General features: G+C 53.5%; 12 protein-coding genes. 10 read left to right on the forward strand and 2 right to left on the reverse strand.

Annotated features, from left to right (window positions below):
• Positions 1-3 precede the first annotated feature (3 nt).
• The 6 genes from B2310_RS03550 (at position 4) to B2310_RS03575 (ending at position 5972) form a co-directional block, all read left to right on the forward strand.
• Positions 4-1626 (forward strand): fibrobacter succinogenes major paralogous domain-containing protein, encoded by a 1623-nt coding sequence (locus B2310_RS03550; protein ID WP_290728720.1) that lies wholly within the window; start codon positions 4-6, stop codon positions 1624-1626.
• Between the two features lie 163 nt (positions 1627-1789).
• Entirely contained in the window at positions 1790-2674 is an 885-nt protein-coding gene (locus B2310_RS03555) for a fibrobacter succinogenes major paralogous domain-containing protein (protein WP_290728721.1), read from the forward strand.
• A gap of 6 nt (positions 2675-2680) precedes the next feature.
• Positions 2681-3403: a fibrobacter succinogenes major paralogous domain-containing protein gene (locus B2310_RS03560; RefSeq protein WP_290728723.1), complete on the forward strand. Its 723-nt coding sequence runs from the start codon at positions 2681-2683 to the stop codon at positions 3401-3403.
• A gap of 130 nt (positions 3404-3533) precedes the next feature.
• On the forward strand, positions 3534-4256 hold the full coding sequence (locus tag B2310_RS03565) for a fibrobacter succinogenes major paralogous domain-containing protein (RefSeq protein WP_290728725.1): 723 nt from the start codon (positions 3534-3536) through the stop codon (positions 4254-4256).
• Between the two features lie 116 nt (positions 4257-4372).
• Positions 4373-5071, forward strand: coding sequence for a hypothetical protein (locus B2310_RS03570; RefSeq protein WP_290728727.1), 699 nt, complete (start codon positions 4373-4375; stop codon positions 5069-5071).
• A 16-nt stretch (positions 5072-5087) separates the two neighbouring features.
• The gene (locus B2310_RS03575; RefSeq protein ID WP_290728729.1) at positions 5088-5972 is read left to right on the forward strand and encodes an ABC transporter ATP-binding protein; all 885 of its coding nucleotides are present in this window, start codon (positions 5088-5090) and stop codon (positions 5970-5972) included.
• Between the two features lie 12 nt (positions 5973-5984).
• On the opposite strand, the gene B2310_RS03580 is transcribed toward B2310_RS03575, so the two are convergent.
• Positions 5985-7862, reverse strand: coding sequence for a BamA/TamA family outer membrane protein (locus B2310_RS03580; RefSeq protein WP_290728731.1), 1878 nt, complete (start codon positions 7860-7862; stop codon positions 5985-5987).
• A complete protein-coding gene (locus tag B2310_RS03585) occupies positions 7859-11767 on the reverse strand; it encodes a hypothetical protein (RefSeq protein ID WP_290728733.1) in 3909 nt (1302 codons plus the stop codon). Before B2310_RS03585 ends, B2310_RS03580 begins: the two co-directional genes overlap by 4 nt.
• A 192-nt stretch (positions 11768-11959) precedes the next feature.
• Between B2310_RS03585 and B2310_RS03590 the strand changes: the two genes are divergently transcribed.
• From B2310_RS03590 to sdhA, 4 genes are all read left to right on the forward strand, one after another.
• Positions 11960-13990: a peptidyl-prolyl cis-trans isomerase gene (locus B2310_RS03590; protein WP_290728735.1), complete on the forward strand. Its 2031-nt coding sequence runs from the start codon at positions 11960-11962 to the stop codon at positions 13988-13990.
• A 40-nt stretch (positions 13991-14030) separates the two neighbouring features.
• Positions 14031-14483 carry a nucleoside-diphosphate kinase gene (ndk, locus tag B2310_RS03595; protein WP_072797367.1) on the forward strand — a complete coding sequence of 151 codons (453 nt, stop codon included), beginning with the start codon at positions 14031-14033 and terminating at the stop codon, positions 14481-14483.
• A gap of 36 nt (positions 14484-14519) precedes the next feature.
• Complete coding sequence (locus B2310_RS03600; RefSeq protein ID WP_290728736.1) at positions 14520-15362, forward strand: succinate dehydrogenase cytochrome b subunit; 843 nt, start codon at positions 14520-14522, stop codon at positions 15360-15362.
• A gap of 17 nt (positions 15363-15379) precedes the next feature.
• The coding region (gene sdhA, locus B2310_RS03605; protein WP_290728738.1) for a succinate dehydrogenase (quinone) flavoprotein subunit at positions 15380-16584 on the forward strand (1205 nt) is incomplete at its 3' end.

A 16584-nucleotide genomic window follows, 5' to 3' on the forward strand; every position in this document is an offset into this window, starting at 1 on the left:
ATTATGCGCTCCCTTTGGCTTGGAATTCTTACTTGTGCGGCGATGCTTGTCGCCTGCGGTGACGACGACAACGATTTTGTGACTCGTCCTTCGGACGATTCGTCTTCGAGCGTGTGCAAGGATTGCGATGATGAGTCTTCGTCCAGCAGCAGATCTACGAAATCTTCGTCCAGCGTCACACCGAAGTCGAGCGGTTCCTCAAAGGTCCCTGAGCTTGCCGAAGGGTCCAGTAGCAGTTCGGTGAAGTCTTCTTCTAGTTTGGTGACTTTGGCGACTCCGTGCAAGACTGATAGCACGGATACTTGCGAATATGGCGAGTTGATGGACGACCGCGACGGGCAGACTTACAAGACGGTGAAGATTGGTGACCAGTGGTGGATGGCACAGAACCTCAACTATGAAACGGACTCTAGTTTTTGCTACAAGGACAAAGAAATCTACTGCACCAAGTACGGAAGGCTTTACTATTGGGCTTCGGCAGTAGACAAATCGGAAGACGAATGTGGCTATGCCCATAGATGTTCTTTGCCACCGGGAAATATCCAGGGCGTATGCCCCAGCGGTTGGCACTTGCCCAAGAAACCAGAATGGGAGACTTTGCTCTCGGCTGTTGGTGGACGATTGACGGCTGCCAAGGTGCTCAGGTCATCTATCAGCGAGTCTCGTGATTGGATTGGAACGGATGCTTTCGGGTTCTCTGTGCTCCCTGCCGGCCATGGTCGCTGGTGGTCCGCCAGTGAGAGAGTATATTATGAAGGGTTCACTCATTTCTGGATTTCTACCGAGTACAGTACTACTAATGCGTTAGACATTGATTTTAACAGCGACCTTGATAGTGCTGTTTTTGAGGACTACGCTAAGTTCTTTTTGTTGTCCGTTCGCTGCATCAAGGATAATCCATTGAACGTGTGCGAAGACTGCGATGATGGGTCCATCAGCCGTTTGGCGATTGTGGCGACTCCGTGTAAGACTGATAGCACGGATACATGTGAATATGGAGAGTTGGTGGATGACCGGGACGGTCATGCGTACAAGACTGTAAAGATTGGTGGTCAGGTGTGGATGACGGAGAATCTAAACTATGCTTCTTTGCAGCCCACAGACGAATTAGATTCAAGTAGCCGCTGTTATAAAGATTCTCCCAAATATTGCGAGAAGTACGGTCGCCTGTATCTATGGAGCGCGGCCATGGACAGTGCGGGTACATGGAGTTCTAGCGGTAAGGGGTGTGGCTACAAAGAGGATTGTTCGCCGACATCTTCTGTGCGTGGAGTTTGCCCCAGCGGGTGGCATTTGCCATCGGTAACAGAATGGGAAATTTTGGTCGAGGCTGTCGGCGGACAAACAGTTGCAAACGAGGTTCTCAAATCGCAGCGTGGGTGGCAAAACAAAAAAAACGGAACCGATCTCTATTCATTCTCGGTACTTCCTGTTGGTATTGCGTCTACTGCGGCCTATGGCGAAGAGGGTGAACATTCGGACTTCTGGAGCTCTACTACGGAGAATGGCAAATCCGCAAGTGTAATGCCTTTTTCTTACGTCGAGTCCAACACTGCTGGGTGCGCACGCTGCTACCTCCGGCACATTGACACTGGATGGAGTTCGGTCCGATGCGTAAAAGACTAGCAGTGAGGTGAGTGCAGCGCAAAAATGCTTGCATTTCTGCATTGCCGAGCCGAGCAGCGAGGGACTCCGTAGGAGTCCCTAACAAGCCGTTCTTATATACCATAAAGTGCTGTTTAATGGTGTGAATTTTGTTTATATTATCAAGTAAACAATAGGAGAAAATATGCGTTCCCTTTGGTTTGGTGTTCTTGTTTGTGCGGCGATGTTTGTCGCCTGCGGTGACGACAACAGCGATTTTGCGACGCGTCCGGACGGGAAGGAATCTTCGTCGAGTCTCGCACCGCAGTCGAGTAGTAGTGTAAAATCAAGCAGTTCAGCTAAGTCAAGCAGTTCGGCAAAGCCTTCTTCTAGTTCTGTGACTTTAGCGATTCCATGTAAGACCGATAGTACGGATACTTGCGAATACGGTGAGTTGGTGGACGATCGTGACGGGCAGACCTACAAGACGGTGAAAATCGGCGACCAGTGGTGGATGGCGGAAAACCTGAACTATGCTTATTTGCAACCCACAGATGAACTAGATTCAAGTAGTTTCTGCTACAATGATTCTGCCGAATATTGCGAAAAATATGGTCGCCTGTATCTGTGGAGCGCTGCGATGGATAGCGTGGGTACATGGAGTTCAAACGGCAAGGGGTGTGGCTACGATGTGGCTTGTTCGCCGACGTACCCTGTGCGCGGTGTTTGCCCCGAGGGCTGGCACCTGCCCGATACGACAGAATGGAGGACTTTGCTCACCGCAGTCGGTGGCTATTTGGGTGCCGGCACAAAACTCAAGACAGCTTCTGGCTGGCTTAGTGACGATCTTGGTACGGATAATTTTGGGTTCTCTGCGCTCGGTGTTGGTTCCGGCGCCCGAATAGATTACGGCTACGAGGGTTCCCTTGCGTACTTTCATAGTTCTGTTGAGTGTGATGACGACATCGAAAAAAATAAGGCCTATAAAAATGATTTCGCATATGAGGTGATTTTGACGCCCTTCGAAACAGCACTTCTTGAAAAGGAAGTTGAGTTTGAGGGGTTCTCTGTCCGTTGCGTCAAGGATTAAGTTTCTATGAATCGTACTTTTGCCATTCTTGCTTTGCTTGCGTTGTCATTCGCGATAAACGCTTGCGACTCCAATTCTGAGATTGGAACGATGACTGATTCCCGCGATGGTCAAACCTACAAGACTGTGAAAATTGGCAATCAGGTTTGGATGGCGGAGAACCTCTATTTCAAAACGGATAGCAGTTGGTGCTTTAAAGACGAGGAGTCGAACTGCCAGAAATACGGAAGGCTTTATTCGTGGAATGCGGCAAGAAGTGCATGTCCCGCCGATTGGCACCTTCCCAGCAAGGCTGAATTCGAGACCTTGCTTAAGGCCGTGGGCGGAACACAGGATAAGGAAAATGAAAAAAAATGGATGGGAGCAGGCTCCAAACTCAAGTCCACTAGCGGTTGGGAAAGCAGTGCGAAAGGCTTGGCCTTTGGCTTGGCCTTAGCGATGCCTGCACACATCAAGTCCAAAGATGGATTGAAAAACTTGAGTGACTTGAGTATAAGCAGCAACGGAACGGATGATTATTCCTTTACTGCGTTGCCTGCGGGCATCAAGGAAGTGTATTACAACTACGAAGGCTTCTATGCGGAGTTCTGGAGCTCTACTGAGGTCAATAGCGAGTTCGCCAATAACGCTGAAGCGTACAAATTGCTCTTGGTCAGCCCCACTAAGACTGCGGTCCTGAACGGAACCTTCAAGGAATTCGGGTTGTCTGTCCGTTGCGTTAGAGACTAATTCCGCCGGGGCTTTTTATCATTCTGTCAATGTATAATGTGGTGTCTAAAATACCTTTTTTGACCAAATAGGCTAAAGTAAATTGGCCCTCGGTTCAAAGCCGGGGGCTTTTTGTTTTATATTTGTGTATATGAAGCGTTTGTTGATAATAGTCCTGTTGCTTGCGTTGTCGTTTGCGATAAACGCTTGTGACTCCAATTCTGAGGTAGGAGCGATGACTGATTCCCGCGATGGTCAAACCTACAAGACTGTGAAAATCGGCAATCAGGTTTGGATGGCGGAGAACCTCTATTTCAAAACGGATAGCAGTTGGTGCTTTAAAGACGAGGAGTCGAACTGCCAGAAATACGGAAGGCTTTATTCGTGGAATGCGGCAAGAAGTGCATGCCCCGCCGATTGGCACCTTCCCAGCAAGGCTGAATTCGAGACCTTGCTTAAGGCCGTGGGCGGAACACAGGATAAGGAAAATGAAAAAAAATGGATGGGAGCAGGCACCAAGCTCAAGTCCACTAGCGGTTGGGAAAGCAGTGCGAAAGGCTTGGCCTTTGGCTTGGCCTTAGCGATGCCTGCTCACATCAAGTCCAAAGATGGATTGAAAAACTTGAGTGACTTGAGTATAAGCAGCAACGGAACGGATGATTATTCCTTTACTGCGTTGCCTGCGGGCATCAAGGAAGTGTATTACAACTACGAAGGCTTCTATGCGGAGTTCTGGAGCTCTACTGAGGTCAATAGCGAGTTCGCCAATAACGCACAAGCGTACAAATTGCACTTGGTCAGCCCCACTAAGACTGCGGTCCTGAACGGAACCTTCAAGGAATTCGGGTTGTCTGTCCGTTGTGTGAAAGATTGAGTGTCGCCTTTGACCTCAAACCTCACTGATCTTCCCTCAAAGCCCGCTACAGCGGGCGACCTCATACCTCACACCTCATAGCTATTATTATCTTTGTTTCGATAACACGAGGTTTTATGCAGTCTTGGACCGAAATAAAGAATATTGAGAACCCCACAGAAGAACAACAGCTTGAAGCTATTAAGCTGAACTGGTACGCTATTAGCTTAATTCAGAATCCGACTGAAACGGTGCAGAAGGCTGCATTCGAAAAGAACGTGCAGGCGATTCTCTACATCAAGAACGGCCTTTGCGAAGATTTGAAGGAGTCGCTCAACGCCCTTGACGAGCCCGCGCTCCTTGCCGCGGTAAACGGCGACCCGAATATTCTCAAGTTCGTGACGAACCCCGACCTGCTCAAGGCAGCGGTGCGCAGTGACTGGAAAATCGTGAAGAAGATTGACAACGCGGGCGAAGACCTGTGGGCCGAGGCGGTGCGCGCGAGTGCCGAAGCCGTAAAGGCTGTGCCCTTCATGGGCGAAAAGATCCAGGCGGCGCTCGTGGAACGCGACTGGCATGCCCTGCAAGATATCGTGCGCCCGTCGGCAGCCATCGTGATTGCCGCGGTGAAGCAGGACTACCATGCTTTTGAGTTCGTGAGCATCAAGGACCGTACAGAGCCGGTGCAGCTTGCCGCCGTGCGTACGGACTGGCGTTGCATCCAGTACCTGCAGCGTGCATCCGAGAAGGTGCAGATGGAGGCGGTGCGCCAGACGAAGGACGCTTTCGCGCTCATCAAGAACCCGGCCGAGGCGGTCAAGGAATTCTGCAAGTAGTTTTGCGGGGCGCGCGATGGAAAACCCGCTGGTAAAAGTCGAGAATGTCTCGTTCCGTTACCCGAAATCGGGCGTGGACGCGCTTTCGGGCGTGTCGATCGAAATCCCGCGGGGGAGTTTCTTTGCGCTGCTGGGCCCGAATGGGGCGGGGAAGACTACATTACTCCGCCTGCTGTGCGGGCGTTTCGCGAAATTCTCGGGCACGATTGAACTTGCTGGCGACGTGCGCGGGTCTAATACGCATTCTGGCGCGAAGGGGGTTGCAGGTTCGGGTTCGCGAGGTTCGTTCCTCGACCCGATTGCCTGCGGTATACTGCTCGAGAATCCGGGCGTATATCCGAAACTTTCGATAAACGAGTACGTGGACTATTTCGTGGGGTTCTATGCGGCCCGCATTCCCGGGTGGAATGAGCAGGCGGCCCGCGAACGCATTGCCCGCATTGCGAAGAGCCTGGAACTCCCGCCGCTCGATACCCGCATGGGCAAGCTTTCGCTCGGGAACCGCCAGAAGGTGCAGTTGCTTCGCGCGATGGCTCCTGCGCCGCGCCTTTTGATTCTGGACGAGCCGGTGGCGAATCTCGACCCGATGTCGCGCGAGACGGTGTGGAAACTCATTGCGGACTGGCGCAGGCAGGAAGGCGGTACGGCCATCGTGTGCTCGCATATCCTCGCCGAGATGGAAGAGGAGGCGACTGACTTCGCGATTATCGACCGCGGGCACGTCTTGAAGAGCGGGCGGGTCGCCGACATCGCGAGCGAAACCGCGACGTTCAAGGTAGAGGTCCGCGGCAATACTCTGACACCTGAAAAAATTCGCGACATTCTTGCAGCCGCCGGAATCGAAGCCGAAGTTGCTCCCGCGCAGTCGAGTCTCTCTCGCCTCTACCGCGAAACCGTCTGATTGCATAAAATTCTAGAACGTCTGCGATAGGTCGAACGCGAACCTGCCCCAGGCGAAGTTTTCCATGTTCCAGTTGTCCAGGTTCTTCTTGAACGCGTAATCCAGGCGGAACGTGAGGAACTGCCAGCGATAACGGAGCCCGAGTCCGAGCGATTCGCTTGTCTTGGATGGAAACTGTTCGCTGTCCTGGTCCATGATGCGCGTCCAGTCGTAGAACTGTACGATTTGCCAGTGGCTCCAGCTTTTCCACGGGAACGACCAGCGGATTTCTTCGTTTATTCGAAGATACATCGGCGTAAGTCCCGTGTTGATGATTTCGTTCCCTTCGTCATCGGTGCTAGTGTAGCTGGTATAGATGCTGCGGAAGCGGTAACCACGCACCGAACGGCTGCCACCCTGGTAAAATACGCGCGCATCGTCTTCGAGCGCTGTTTCGAAGAACTTGCCCGCGCTTCCGCTCAATGCTCCGTAGAATGTCCAGAACAGCGGACGGTAGAGGTTGACAGTCGCTTCGCCATAGGTGTAGGGGTTCCCTATCACAGTCAGCTTTTCCAGGTTGGCGTTCAGGTTGGTGCCTGCACCGACCGTGGGCGCGATACGTATGCCCTTCGTGGGGTTGAAATAGTCATCGGTGTAGTCGAAGGTGAGTGCGATTTCTCCCTTCACCTTGTACATGTCCTCGCCATTCTTGCTCACGAATCGGGTATCGATGGTGCCACGGAAACGGATGTGGTCGGTAATGCCGAAGGTCAAGTCTCCGCGGTTGATGATTTCGTAACGTTCTTCAATGCTGTCGGGGTAGGCGGGGGGGGCAATCTTTTCGTGGTTGAAGCTCAAACGGTCTTCCAGTCGGATAGCTGTCGGGATGAACGTGAACGATGTCCCGAACAAGAGCGGGTTCGCGTAGCCGAGAGAAATTTCCTGCTTGTTCTGCGCTATCTGGAAGGAGGTCGAGAATTCGTTGAACGTTCCGAAGAAGTTCTTGTGCTTTGCATACGCGATGGCGCCGAACCCGTACATTTCTTCGAAGAATACTCCGTATCTCGCTTCTCCGGGAATGCGCTCGGTCACGTCGAGGTGCACATCCGAAAGTCCGTCGGCTCTCAGGGAGTCGTTCAGCTTGATTTGCGTGAATAGCTGTGTCGAAAGCAACTTGCTCTTGAACGAGTTGAACTTGTTACCATCGATGATTTCTCCCTGTGGCGTTTTCCACAAGGACGATAGCCACGCCGTGTCGGAAAGTCCGGCTTCCTTGCTGCGGTTCGTCTTGTCGGTGACCTTCTGGGTCGTACTGATCATGTTGCCCATGATGACCTTCGCTCCAGGGTTAACGCTCACTTCGACGATGATGCACTTCCTGACGGTGTCGATGAGTTCGGCCGGGCTCACGTATGTGTGCAGGTAGCCCGCCTTGCGGTAGGTCTGCTGGATAAGTTGGATGTCTTCGGCGATGTCGTCGTGGTTGAAAAGTCGTTCCTTGTTGTTGGTCCGCAGGGCGCTCTTGTCGATTTCGATTTTTGAACTGTCCGGGACAAGGATGGTTGTCCCGCCGAAATGGTAGCGTTCGCCTTCGCGCAACGAAATGATGTAGCCGCGCTGCACGCTGTCAGGGCGGATGAATTCGCGCTGGATTTCGAGTTTGAGGTCGAGGCTGAAGAACCCGCGTGAATAGTAGAGGGCCTTGATGTTCTCTATCGCAAGTCCCATCATGAAGTCTTGCTTGATGGTGTCGAGCTGTCCGAATTCTTCGGGAATCTCGAGCTGCTCCTGCAACTGGAAATTCGAGAAGGTCGAGTTGCCGTCGAGGGTCACGTACCAGGGATGCTTGTCGCCTTCTTCGGCGAAAAGGTATGTAGCACATAGCAAAAGGATGCCTAGAAAGAATCTCATTTCTTGTCCTCCTGCTTGCTCTCGAGCGGTTTGTTGCGTTCGCCCGGCGATACCGTCTCGCAATGGCCGATGCCGAGGAGGCACGGGTTCCAGAACTTGTAGCCGTAGTTGAGACCGATGTTCTTCTCAAGCCGGTTTTCGTTTCCGCCCGTACCTGTATTGGTAAGGTATTGCTTCGAGATGAGCTGGCCGTTCAGGTTGAGCGAAGGTGCGATATGGTTCTTGTGCGAGTAGGTAGAATCCTTGAATACGGGCAGTTTGTAGCTCACGCCGAATTGGAGCGCCTGGTCGTAGGTCGGGTTCTCGCTCTGGTCCTGCGTGTAGCCGAAGATGAGGCTCAGGTCCTTGACCCAGCGGTCGAGCGAGATGGGCAACTTGAAGTAGCTCGAGTCCTTGTCGCTTGTGGTGTTGTTGTTGAACAGCATCACCTTCATGTCGATGTCGCCGATGTATTCGCCGCCGAGGGTCTTGTTCGCCGTCGAAGACAGCACCTTGCCGATGGCCTTGCCTGCAATCTTGTTCCAGTCGGTCGATTCGTCGTTGTTGTCGGCGATGCATCCGAGAATGATGTTGTAGTAGGTGGCCGCCGCACTAGCCTCGGTTCCGCAGTTGGAACTGGGGGTCGGCTGCGGGTTGGTAATGGTTCCCGTAATGTCGAAATTGATGGGGCACGTCTCTCCTTCGCGGTTGCCGGTGTCGTCGCAGTAGGGGAGGTTCTGCGCACTCGATACGTCGACTTCGCCATGTTGCCACGGGACGTCCATCCATGAAATTCTGAAGGCGTTGAGTTCGAACTCGTAGAGTTCCTGGACGCCGATGAATCCGGTGTTCGCGTTGATGACATCGCCGCGCAATAGCGGACGGTTCGTGTTGCCGAGCACCCAGATGTCGAAGGTGAAGGGGAAGGTCGCGAACGGGGTCACGATTTCGACGGAGTCCCTCTGGGAGTCGTTCACGTGAATCATGAGGTTGATGGGACTTGCCGTCGAAAGCTTTGTTTCCTGGATTTCCGATTTACGCAACTTGGCGATGAAGTTGTTGAACATGTTGAGAATGCGGTCGAGCGAAGCCGGCGTAATCTGGAATTCGAGCGCCTTGTGGTAGACCATCTTGTCAACGACGAGCTTGCCTGCGATGGTGTTGTTCTGCAGCCTGTCTCCCTTGGAGTGGGGCATGATGAAGTCGAGGTTGCTCTGAGCTTGGATTTCGCCATCGCCGAACGTCTCGTCGTAGAAGTTGTACTGGATGTAGGGAAGGTTCACGGAGATGGTCATCTCGTTATCGAAGTCGTCGACGGTTCCGGACACGTCCCTCACGATGATGGAATGAGGGCCGGATCTCAGGCTGAACTGTTCGGACGATATGTTGAACCGCTCGATGGTCATGCTGTCGAGGTTGTAGGCTGCGGAAACGTTGATGGTTTCCTGTTCGTGGTTGTGCGTCGAAAGTTCGCTTATCTCGACAAGCCCGTTCTCGAGCGAGCCCCGCAACTTGATGGGGACGAGCCTTGTCATCTTGGGAGGCTGGAAGAATGTCGAGTCGCTGTAGATTTTTGCCGAGATTCCCTTTAGCCCTTCCTTGATGTTTGCCGTGATGTCAGCCTGCAGGTCTGTCTTCTTGATTTCGCTTGTGGTGCCGGGAATGAACCAGGAACCTGCGACGGCCGCCTTTCCCGTGAATACGAAGGCGGAGTCGATGTCGCCTTCGACGTTCAGGTCGCCGCCGGTGTCTGTGCTGTAGTCTACGGTCACGTGGCGTTTGTCCTGGAAAATGTTGTTGATGATAATCTGCGATTTGCCAGCCCATCCGCCCTTGCCGATGTTTACGTAGGAATTGACTTCGACCTTGTCGCCTTCGGCGAATATGTTCAACTTGTTGATGTCGATCAGGTCCTTCGATATCTTGCGCAGTTCGATGTTCGTGATGTCGATGTTCCCGAGCATGCCGTGGCTGTCTTCGTATGCGATGTCGCCGGTGATCATGCCGCTGGAGAGTGTGGAGTCGTTCATTGCTTCGAGCAGGATGGGAATGCTGAAGTTCTTTGCCGCCGCCCATGCGTGCTGCACCTGCACTGGCAGATAGCCGGTAGGCTTGAAGTCCGGGTTCGAATCGTTCGGAAGGACGAATGTCGCTTCGGCTTCCACCATGTTCTTGTCCTGGATGGCGTGGAAGTTGTCGATGAAGATGGTGTCGCCGTTCTGTCGCGCCTGGATTCGCCCTTGCAGGTCAAACGGTTCGTAACGGCCTTCGGCGAATACGTCCAGAAATCCGACATTGTCCGTCAGGTTGTGGTGCCAGCGTCCGGAAACTTCGCCGTAGATGTCTCCGTTGATGGAGAAATCGGCGAAGGGAATGGTCGTGATATCGACGGAGTCCGCATTTGCCTGGATGGTGATGGAATCGGTCCATGTGATGTAGGCGAAAGCGTGTCCTCCGTGGCGCTGCGTGACGTCCCACGACGTGTGCGGTTCTTCGTGCGTCCACATCACGTCGCCGAAGAAGTCGAATGTCTCTTTTTCCGTGTAGATGATGCCGTTAGTGAACTCGATGCCGTTCTTGTCGAGGTCGAGTTCCACTTCGAGCGAATCGGCTTTCATGTGGTAGGCGTAGGCGACATTTGGAATCTTTGCTTTCACGTGTAGCTTGCTGCCGTTGAATGACCCCACGAGGTTGAACCGGTTCTTGAGGGTGAGGTTCCCGAAGTTCCAGTCCAGCGCCCACGGTTCGTAGGGGGACATGTCTCCGGTGAAGCTGATGCTCGGGGGGCCGCTTAGGTCAATCGTCGCCTCGATGGCCGAACCCTGCCTTGTCTCGATGACCGCATCCACGATATCGCCCTGCTTGTGGAGCGAATGGATGACCATGTCTAGCGGCATCATCTGTGGCCCGAAGACGGAACTCATGTATTCGACGCGGCCCTGGAGCTCTCCGTTGAGGTTGTTGTCGAAGTCGCCTTCGAGCTTGATGTGGCCGCCTTCGTTGTTGTTGAGGTCTGCCTCCACGTGGTAGTCCCGGTCGTCGCCCTTGATGCGTGCCGTGACGTTGCAGGCCATGAGCGGCCAGAATGCCCCGACTCTCGTTCGGACGGTGGCGTCGTAACGGGGTTTTCCCGTTTTGGGGTCGAGGCTTGCCGTTGCCTTCACATGGGCCGCTCCGATGTCAGGGACTGCGGGCGGAAGTTTGACGGGAATCCATTGGGTCGGGTCAGCGACGTCAAGTTCCACGGATGTTTTTACGGCTGCCATGTTCGTTTTCGGGGTGCTCGCGTCGAGCTTGACTTCGTCCTTTCCGACCTTGACCTTGCCTTTCAGCTTTACGTTTTCGGACGAGAAGTCCGCCGCAACGTCCAAGCTTCCGGTCCCCTGCACGAAGTCCCCCTGGATGCCGTCGAGTTTGACCTTTACGGCCTGCGTTCCTGTGCTCCGGACGCTCAGGTCTTTTGCTTGCCAGTGCTTGGCCGTTTTTTCGCCCTTGTCAATGTCGATGTCGATTTCGCCGACGGACATTTCGGTGGGAAGGTAGAATTTTGCCTTTTCGGGGAACGATAGTTCGGGAGGTTCCGATTTTTCCGCTTTTTCGGGGGTGCCGCTGTGGATATCCGCCTTGAAGCTTCCGAGGTTCAGCTTTACCTTGCTGGAATCGCCGAATACGGTAATGTCAAGGTCGAGATCGCTGACGGAGAAGGTGTTCTCGCCGGTCTTGACGGAGATGGAATCCCAGGAATGGGTGAGGAGGCCGCCCAGCTTGTAGCCGTGGGGGGTGATTTCTACATCGCCGAAGGTGTGCGGGCTCGATAGGAAGGTTATGAGCGCAATACGCGCAAACCAGGCGCTCAGGGCAAGAACGCCTACAACCACCGTCACTATTGCGGCGGTTATCGGAAATGTCGAAGTCGGTTTCTTCAACGCGCATAATTATAGAAAATAAGGGAGATTTCCTTGATGAAAGTTTTCGATTGAATGCCTCTAACTCGTTGATTGTCAACGAATTACGTAAAATCTGCTTTTTTGTTGTTTTTTTCTCGTGTGGCGCCTGGCCTTAGCAATGGGTGTTTTTGACTATATTTTGTCGAAAACAAGCAAATCTATGAGGATTTAATGAACAGGAAAGCTCTTTTCTTAAGCGCTCTTTTGGGACTGGCTCTCGCGGGATGCAACAATGTTGGCGGAAGCGAGGAGGTCATTGCACGGATCGGTGACGAGACTGTTTATGCCGAAGATCTGGACCTTGCTGTGAAGCTTGACCCAGAGGGGCGTCCGCAGGTAGACCGGATCGCATCCGAACTTTTTGCGAAGTCCGCTTTTGTCTCCAAGGCGGTCGCCGAGCATCCTGAACTTGAATCGCAGTGGAAGGCGTATTCGAAGAGCCTAGAAACACGTCTACTTACGGTCGTCTACCAGCGTTTCTTTGCGACTGAATGTCTACTGTTCCCCGAATCCGAACTCCGTTCCTATTTCGAACTGCACAAGGCCGATTTCGCGGATTCTACGGGCAGTGTCGAGTTCCTGGATGTCCGTGGGAAGGTGGCCGAGGCCTTGCTGCTTTCCCGTTCCGCCGAGGCTCTTGCTGCGGCCAACAACGACACACTCCTCTTCCTTGGCGAATTCAAACGCCGCATGATAGATTCGACATCCCAGGCTATCAGGGAAAAGTTTCCGGTGACCGTCGAAAAGATTGTCCCTCCCAATCCGGAAGGTTATTATGAAGCCCATAAGGAAGAATTCAAGACGGCGCATGCGTTCGAAGTCTATCACGTGCAGATGGAAGATTCCGCCGCTCTTGCTAAGTTGTTCAAAAAGCCCGTAACCAGTCTGGAAAAGTTTAAGGAAATCGCGACAAAGCATAGCGAGAACAAGGAGACTGCCGCGAACGGTGGCTATGTGGGAGTCGTGAAGGATGGCTTCTCGTTCCCGTATGGGATAGGCATGGTAAACGGTCTTGCCGCAGCGTTCGCGGGAAAGCCCGAAGGCTCGATTTCTCCGGTACTTGCGACGACAAGGACTCCTGGTCGACATGTCTTTTACCTTGTTCGTGAAATTCCTCCCGAAGTCAAGCCGTTCGACCGTGTGAAGGGCGAGGTGATCAACCAGATGAAGTCGTTCGGCTATCTGGATTTGGATTCTGATTACGTGCTTGTTTCCAGGAACGGGGCTCCGGTGGTGAAGGAAAGGGATATCCTCCAGATTCTAGACGAGGAACCCGGGATTCCCAAGGTTAACCGTACGAGAAGCCGCCTCGTTTCTAGCTTGGCCGAATGTTTCTCCTTTGCGGAAGAGGCTCGCGCCCTTAAGCTCGACCAGTCCTGGGAATACAGGGCGTTTGTCCATCAGACGCGCGTGAACTACATTACGGCCCATTATTCCGAAATGCTTGAACATGAGTCTATCCTTCCGGAAGATTCGCTCAAGGCCTACTTTGAAAAGAACGGCAATCCCATTCATCCCCAGGCGAGCTTCGAGAAGTCCAAACAGGACATCAGCGATTACCTGCAGTTCCCGCAGAATATCGTGAAGTACGAGTATTTCTCTAATTACGAAGCCAACAAGAACCGCTCGTGGGACGACTTGCGTAAGCAGGCGTTCAGCAACAATATCCGTCGGATCCGTAAGGACAAGATCGAACGCATGCGCGCGGAATCGTGGAATTCCGCGAAGGTCACCGTCATGAGAAAGACTCTCAACATCAAGTCCCCGACGACCGATGTCGCGAAAATGGAACAGGATGCGGATTCGCTCTCCAATGCCCACAATTATTCCGCAGCCATCGCTATGTGGAAGAAGGTGCGCGATTACAATCCGAATAACGATAGCCTGTTCGCGAAGGCGACTTTCCAGATTGCGCAGTTGGCGGCCGAAGCCGAGCAGTTTGCCCAGGCCGAGATGGAATACAAAGTGTTCTTGCACATGTGGCCCGAAAGTCCCGATGTCGAGAAGGCGCTTTTCAGCCGCGGGTTCATTTTGAACGAAAACCTGCATAGGGACACGCTTGCGCTCGAGGTTCTGGAAGATTTCCAGAAGCGTTTCCCCAACAGCGAACTGAAGGAATCCGTCGATTGGCTCGTCGACAACATCAAGTCGGGCGGAAAACTCGCCGAAGACCTGATGAAAAAGATCGAGGCAGAACCATAATTATCTATATTTCTCATACTTTCAAAAAAGGGTACCTACTATGGAAATGACATTTGCAATGATCAAGCCCAATGCCGTCAAGTCCGGCCTTATCGGGCGCATTATCGACCGTTACATCGCTGCAGGCCTCTCCGTCTGCGCCGTGAAGATGCACCAGATGACCTCTGCCGATGCTCGCGGTTTCTACGCCGAACACGTGGAAAAGCCGTTCTTCCCGGAACTCGAAGCCTACATGACCAAGGGCCCGTCCGTGATGCTCGCCCTCGGCGGCGAAAATGCCATTGCCAAGGTTCGCGCCATCAACGGTGCCACCAATCCGGCTAAGGCGGAACCCGGTACCCTCCGCTACGATTTTGCCCCTTCCATGACCGAAAACGTCGTGCACAGCTCCGACAGTCCCGAATCCGCCAAGCGCGAACTGGACTTCTGGTTCAAGGAAGACGAACGCTACGCTTACGAAATGCCGAGCCTCAAGGCTTGCTGCGTCCTCTAAGTTTAAAACAAAAACCCCTCAAGGAGACACAACTCAATGCAATGGATCATCAAGTATCTTACCTCCTCCATCGGTAAGAAGCAGATCATGGGATGCACCGGTGCGGCACTCGCCCTGTTCATCTTCGGCCACATGTGTGGTAACTTCCAGCTTCTGAATTTCGATCAGGCTTCGGCCCAGGCGTCCTACAACGCCTACACCGAGTTCCTGACCGGGTTCAATCCGCTCCACTTCCCGATTAAGCTGATCTATCTCGTCGAACTCGGCCTGGTGGCTTGCTTCGCTCTCCATATCTTCCTCGCGGTTACGCTGAAGATCGAGAACAAGAAGGCCCGTGGTGGAATCGACTACGAAGTCAACGCTCGTAAGGGCAAGAAGACTTTCGCGACCTTCACCATGATCTGGTCCGGCCTCTTCATCCTCGGCTTCCTCATCCAGCACCTCATGATGCTCAAGTTCGGCGAACACTACCTGTACCTGAACGACAAGGGCGAAATCGTCCGCGACATGTGGCTCACCACTATCGACATGTTCGCCAACCCCTTCTGGGCTGTGTTCTACGTGATCAGCATGTTCGTTATCGGCATGCACCTGTTCCACGCCATTTCTTCTGCTTTCCAGACCATGGGCATTGCTCACCAGAAGTGGACCCCGATTATCGATGTCTGCGGCATCATCTACAGTGTTGTCGTTGCTGCCGGTTTCGGTATCACCGCTATCGCCGCCTTCTACCTCGCTAACCAGCCCGAAACGGAAGCCCTGCGCACCAAGTCTCATGAACTCCAGCAGCAGTATGAACAGCAGAAGGCCAAGGAAGCCGCCAAGACTTCTTACGTGATTCCTTCTGTCGGCACCGTCGAAGTTTCTTTTAACGCTTAATTTTAAGGAGCCCACTAATGATTCTTGATTCTAAAATCCCCGGTGGTTCCATCGAAGAAAAGTGGACCAAGCACAAGTTCGAACTCAAGCTCGTGAACCCCGCCAACAAGCGTAAGTTCACCGTGATCGTGGTTGGTACTGGCCTTGCCGGTGCTTCTGCTGCCGCATCCCTCGCCGAACTTGGTTACAATGTCAAGTCTTTCTGCATCCAGGATAGCCCCCGTCGCGCACACTCCATTGCCGCCCAGGGTGGTATCAACGCTGCCAAGAACTACAAGAACGACGGCGACTCCGTTTACCGTCTGTTCTACGATACCGTGAAGGGCGGTGACTTCCGCGCTCGCGAAGCCAACGTGCACCGTTTGGCCGAGAACTCCAACCTTATCATTGACCAGTGCGTCGCCCAGGGTGTTCCGTTCGGTCGTGAATACGGTGGCCTTCTCGACAACCGTTCCTTCGGTGGTACGCAGGTCTCCCGTACGTTCTACGCCCGCGGTCAGACGGGTCAGCAGCTCTTGCTCGGTGCCTACCAGGCTCTCATGCGCCAGGTTGCCGCCGGTAAGGTGAAGATGTTCCCCCGTCGCGAAATGATGGACCTGGTCGTGATCGACGGCAAGGCTCGCGGTATCATCGTCCGTAACCTCATCACTGGCGAACTCGAAAGCCACGTGGGAGATGCTGTGTGCCTCTGCACCGGTGGTTACGGTAACGTCTACTACCTTTCTACTAACGCTCAGGGTTCTAACGTGACGGCTGCTTTCCGTGCCTACAAGCGCGGCGCTCTGTTCGCCAACCCCTGCTACACGCAGATTCACCCGACTTGCATTCCTCGCCACGGCGACCTGCAGTCCAAGCTCACCTTGATGAGTGAATCTCTCCGTAACGATGGCCGTATCTGGGTTCCGCGCAAGGCGGGCGACACTCGCAGCCCGGACCAGATTCCGGAAGAAGAACGTTACTACTACCTCGAAGAAAAGTACCCAAGCTTCGGTAACCTCGTGCCGCGTGACGTGGCATCCCGTAACGCCAAGCAGGTTTGCGACGCAGGTCTCGGCGTGGGTTCCACCAAGCAGGCCGTTTATCTCGACTTCGCCGACGCTATCCAGCGCATGGGCGTTGCAGGCGTGTCTGCCAAGTACGGCAACCTCTTCCAGATGTACGAAAAGATTACCGACGAAGACCCGTACAAGGTCCCGATGCGTATCTTCCCGGCCATCCACTA

Origin of the sequence: Fibrobacter sp. UBA3629, from assembly GCF_002374005.1 — a bacterium.
Lineage (GTDB): Bacteria > Fibrobacterota > Fibrobacteria > Fibrobacterales > Fibrobacteraceae > Fibrobacter.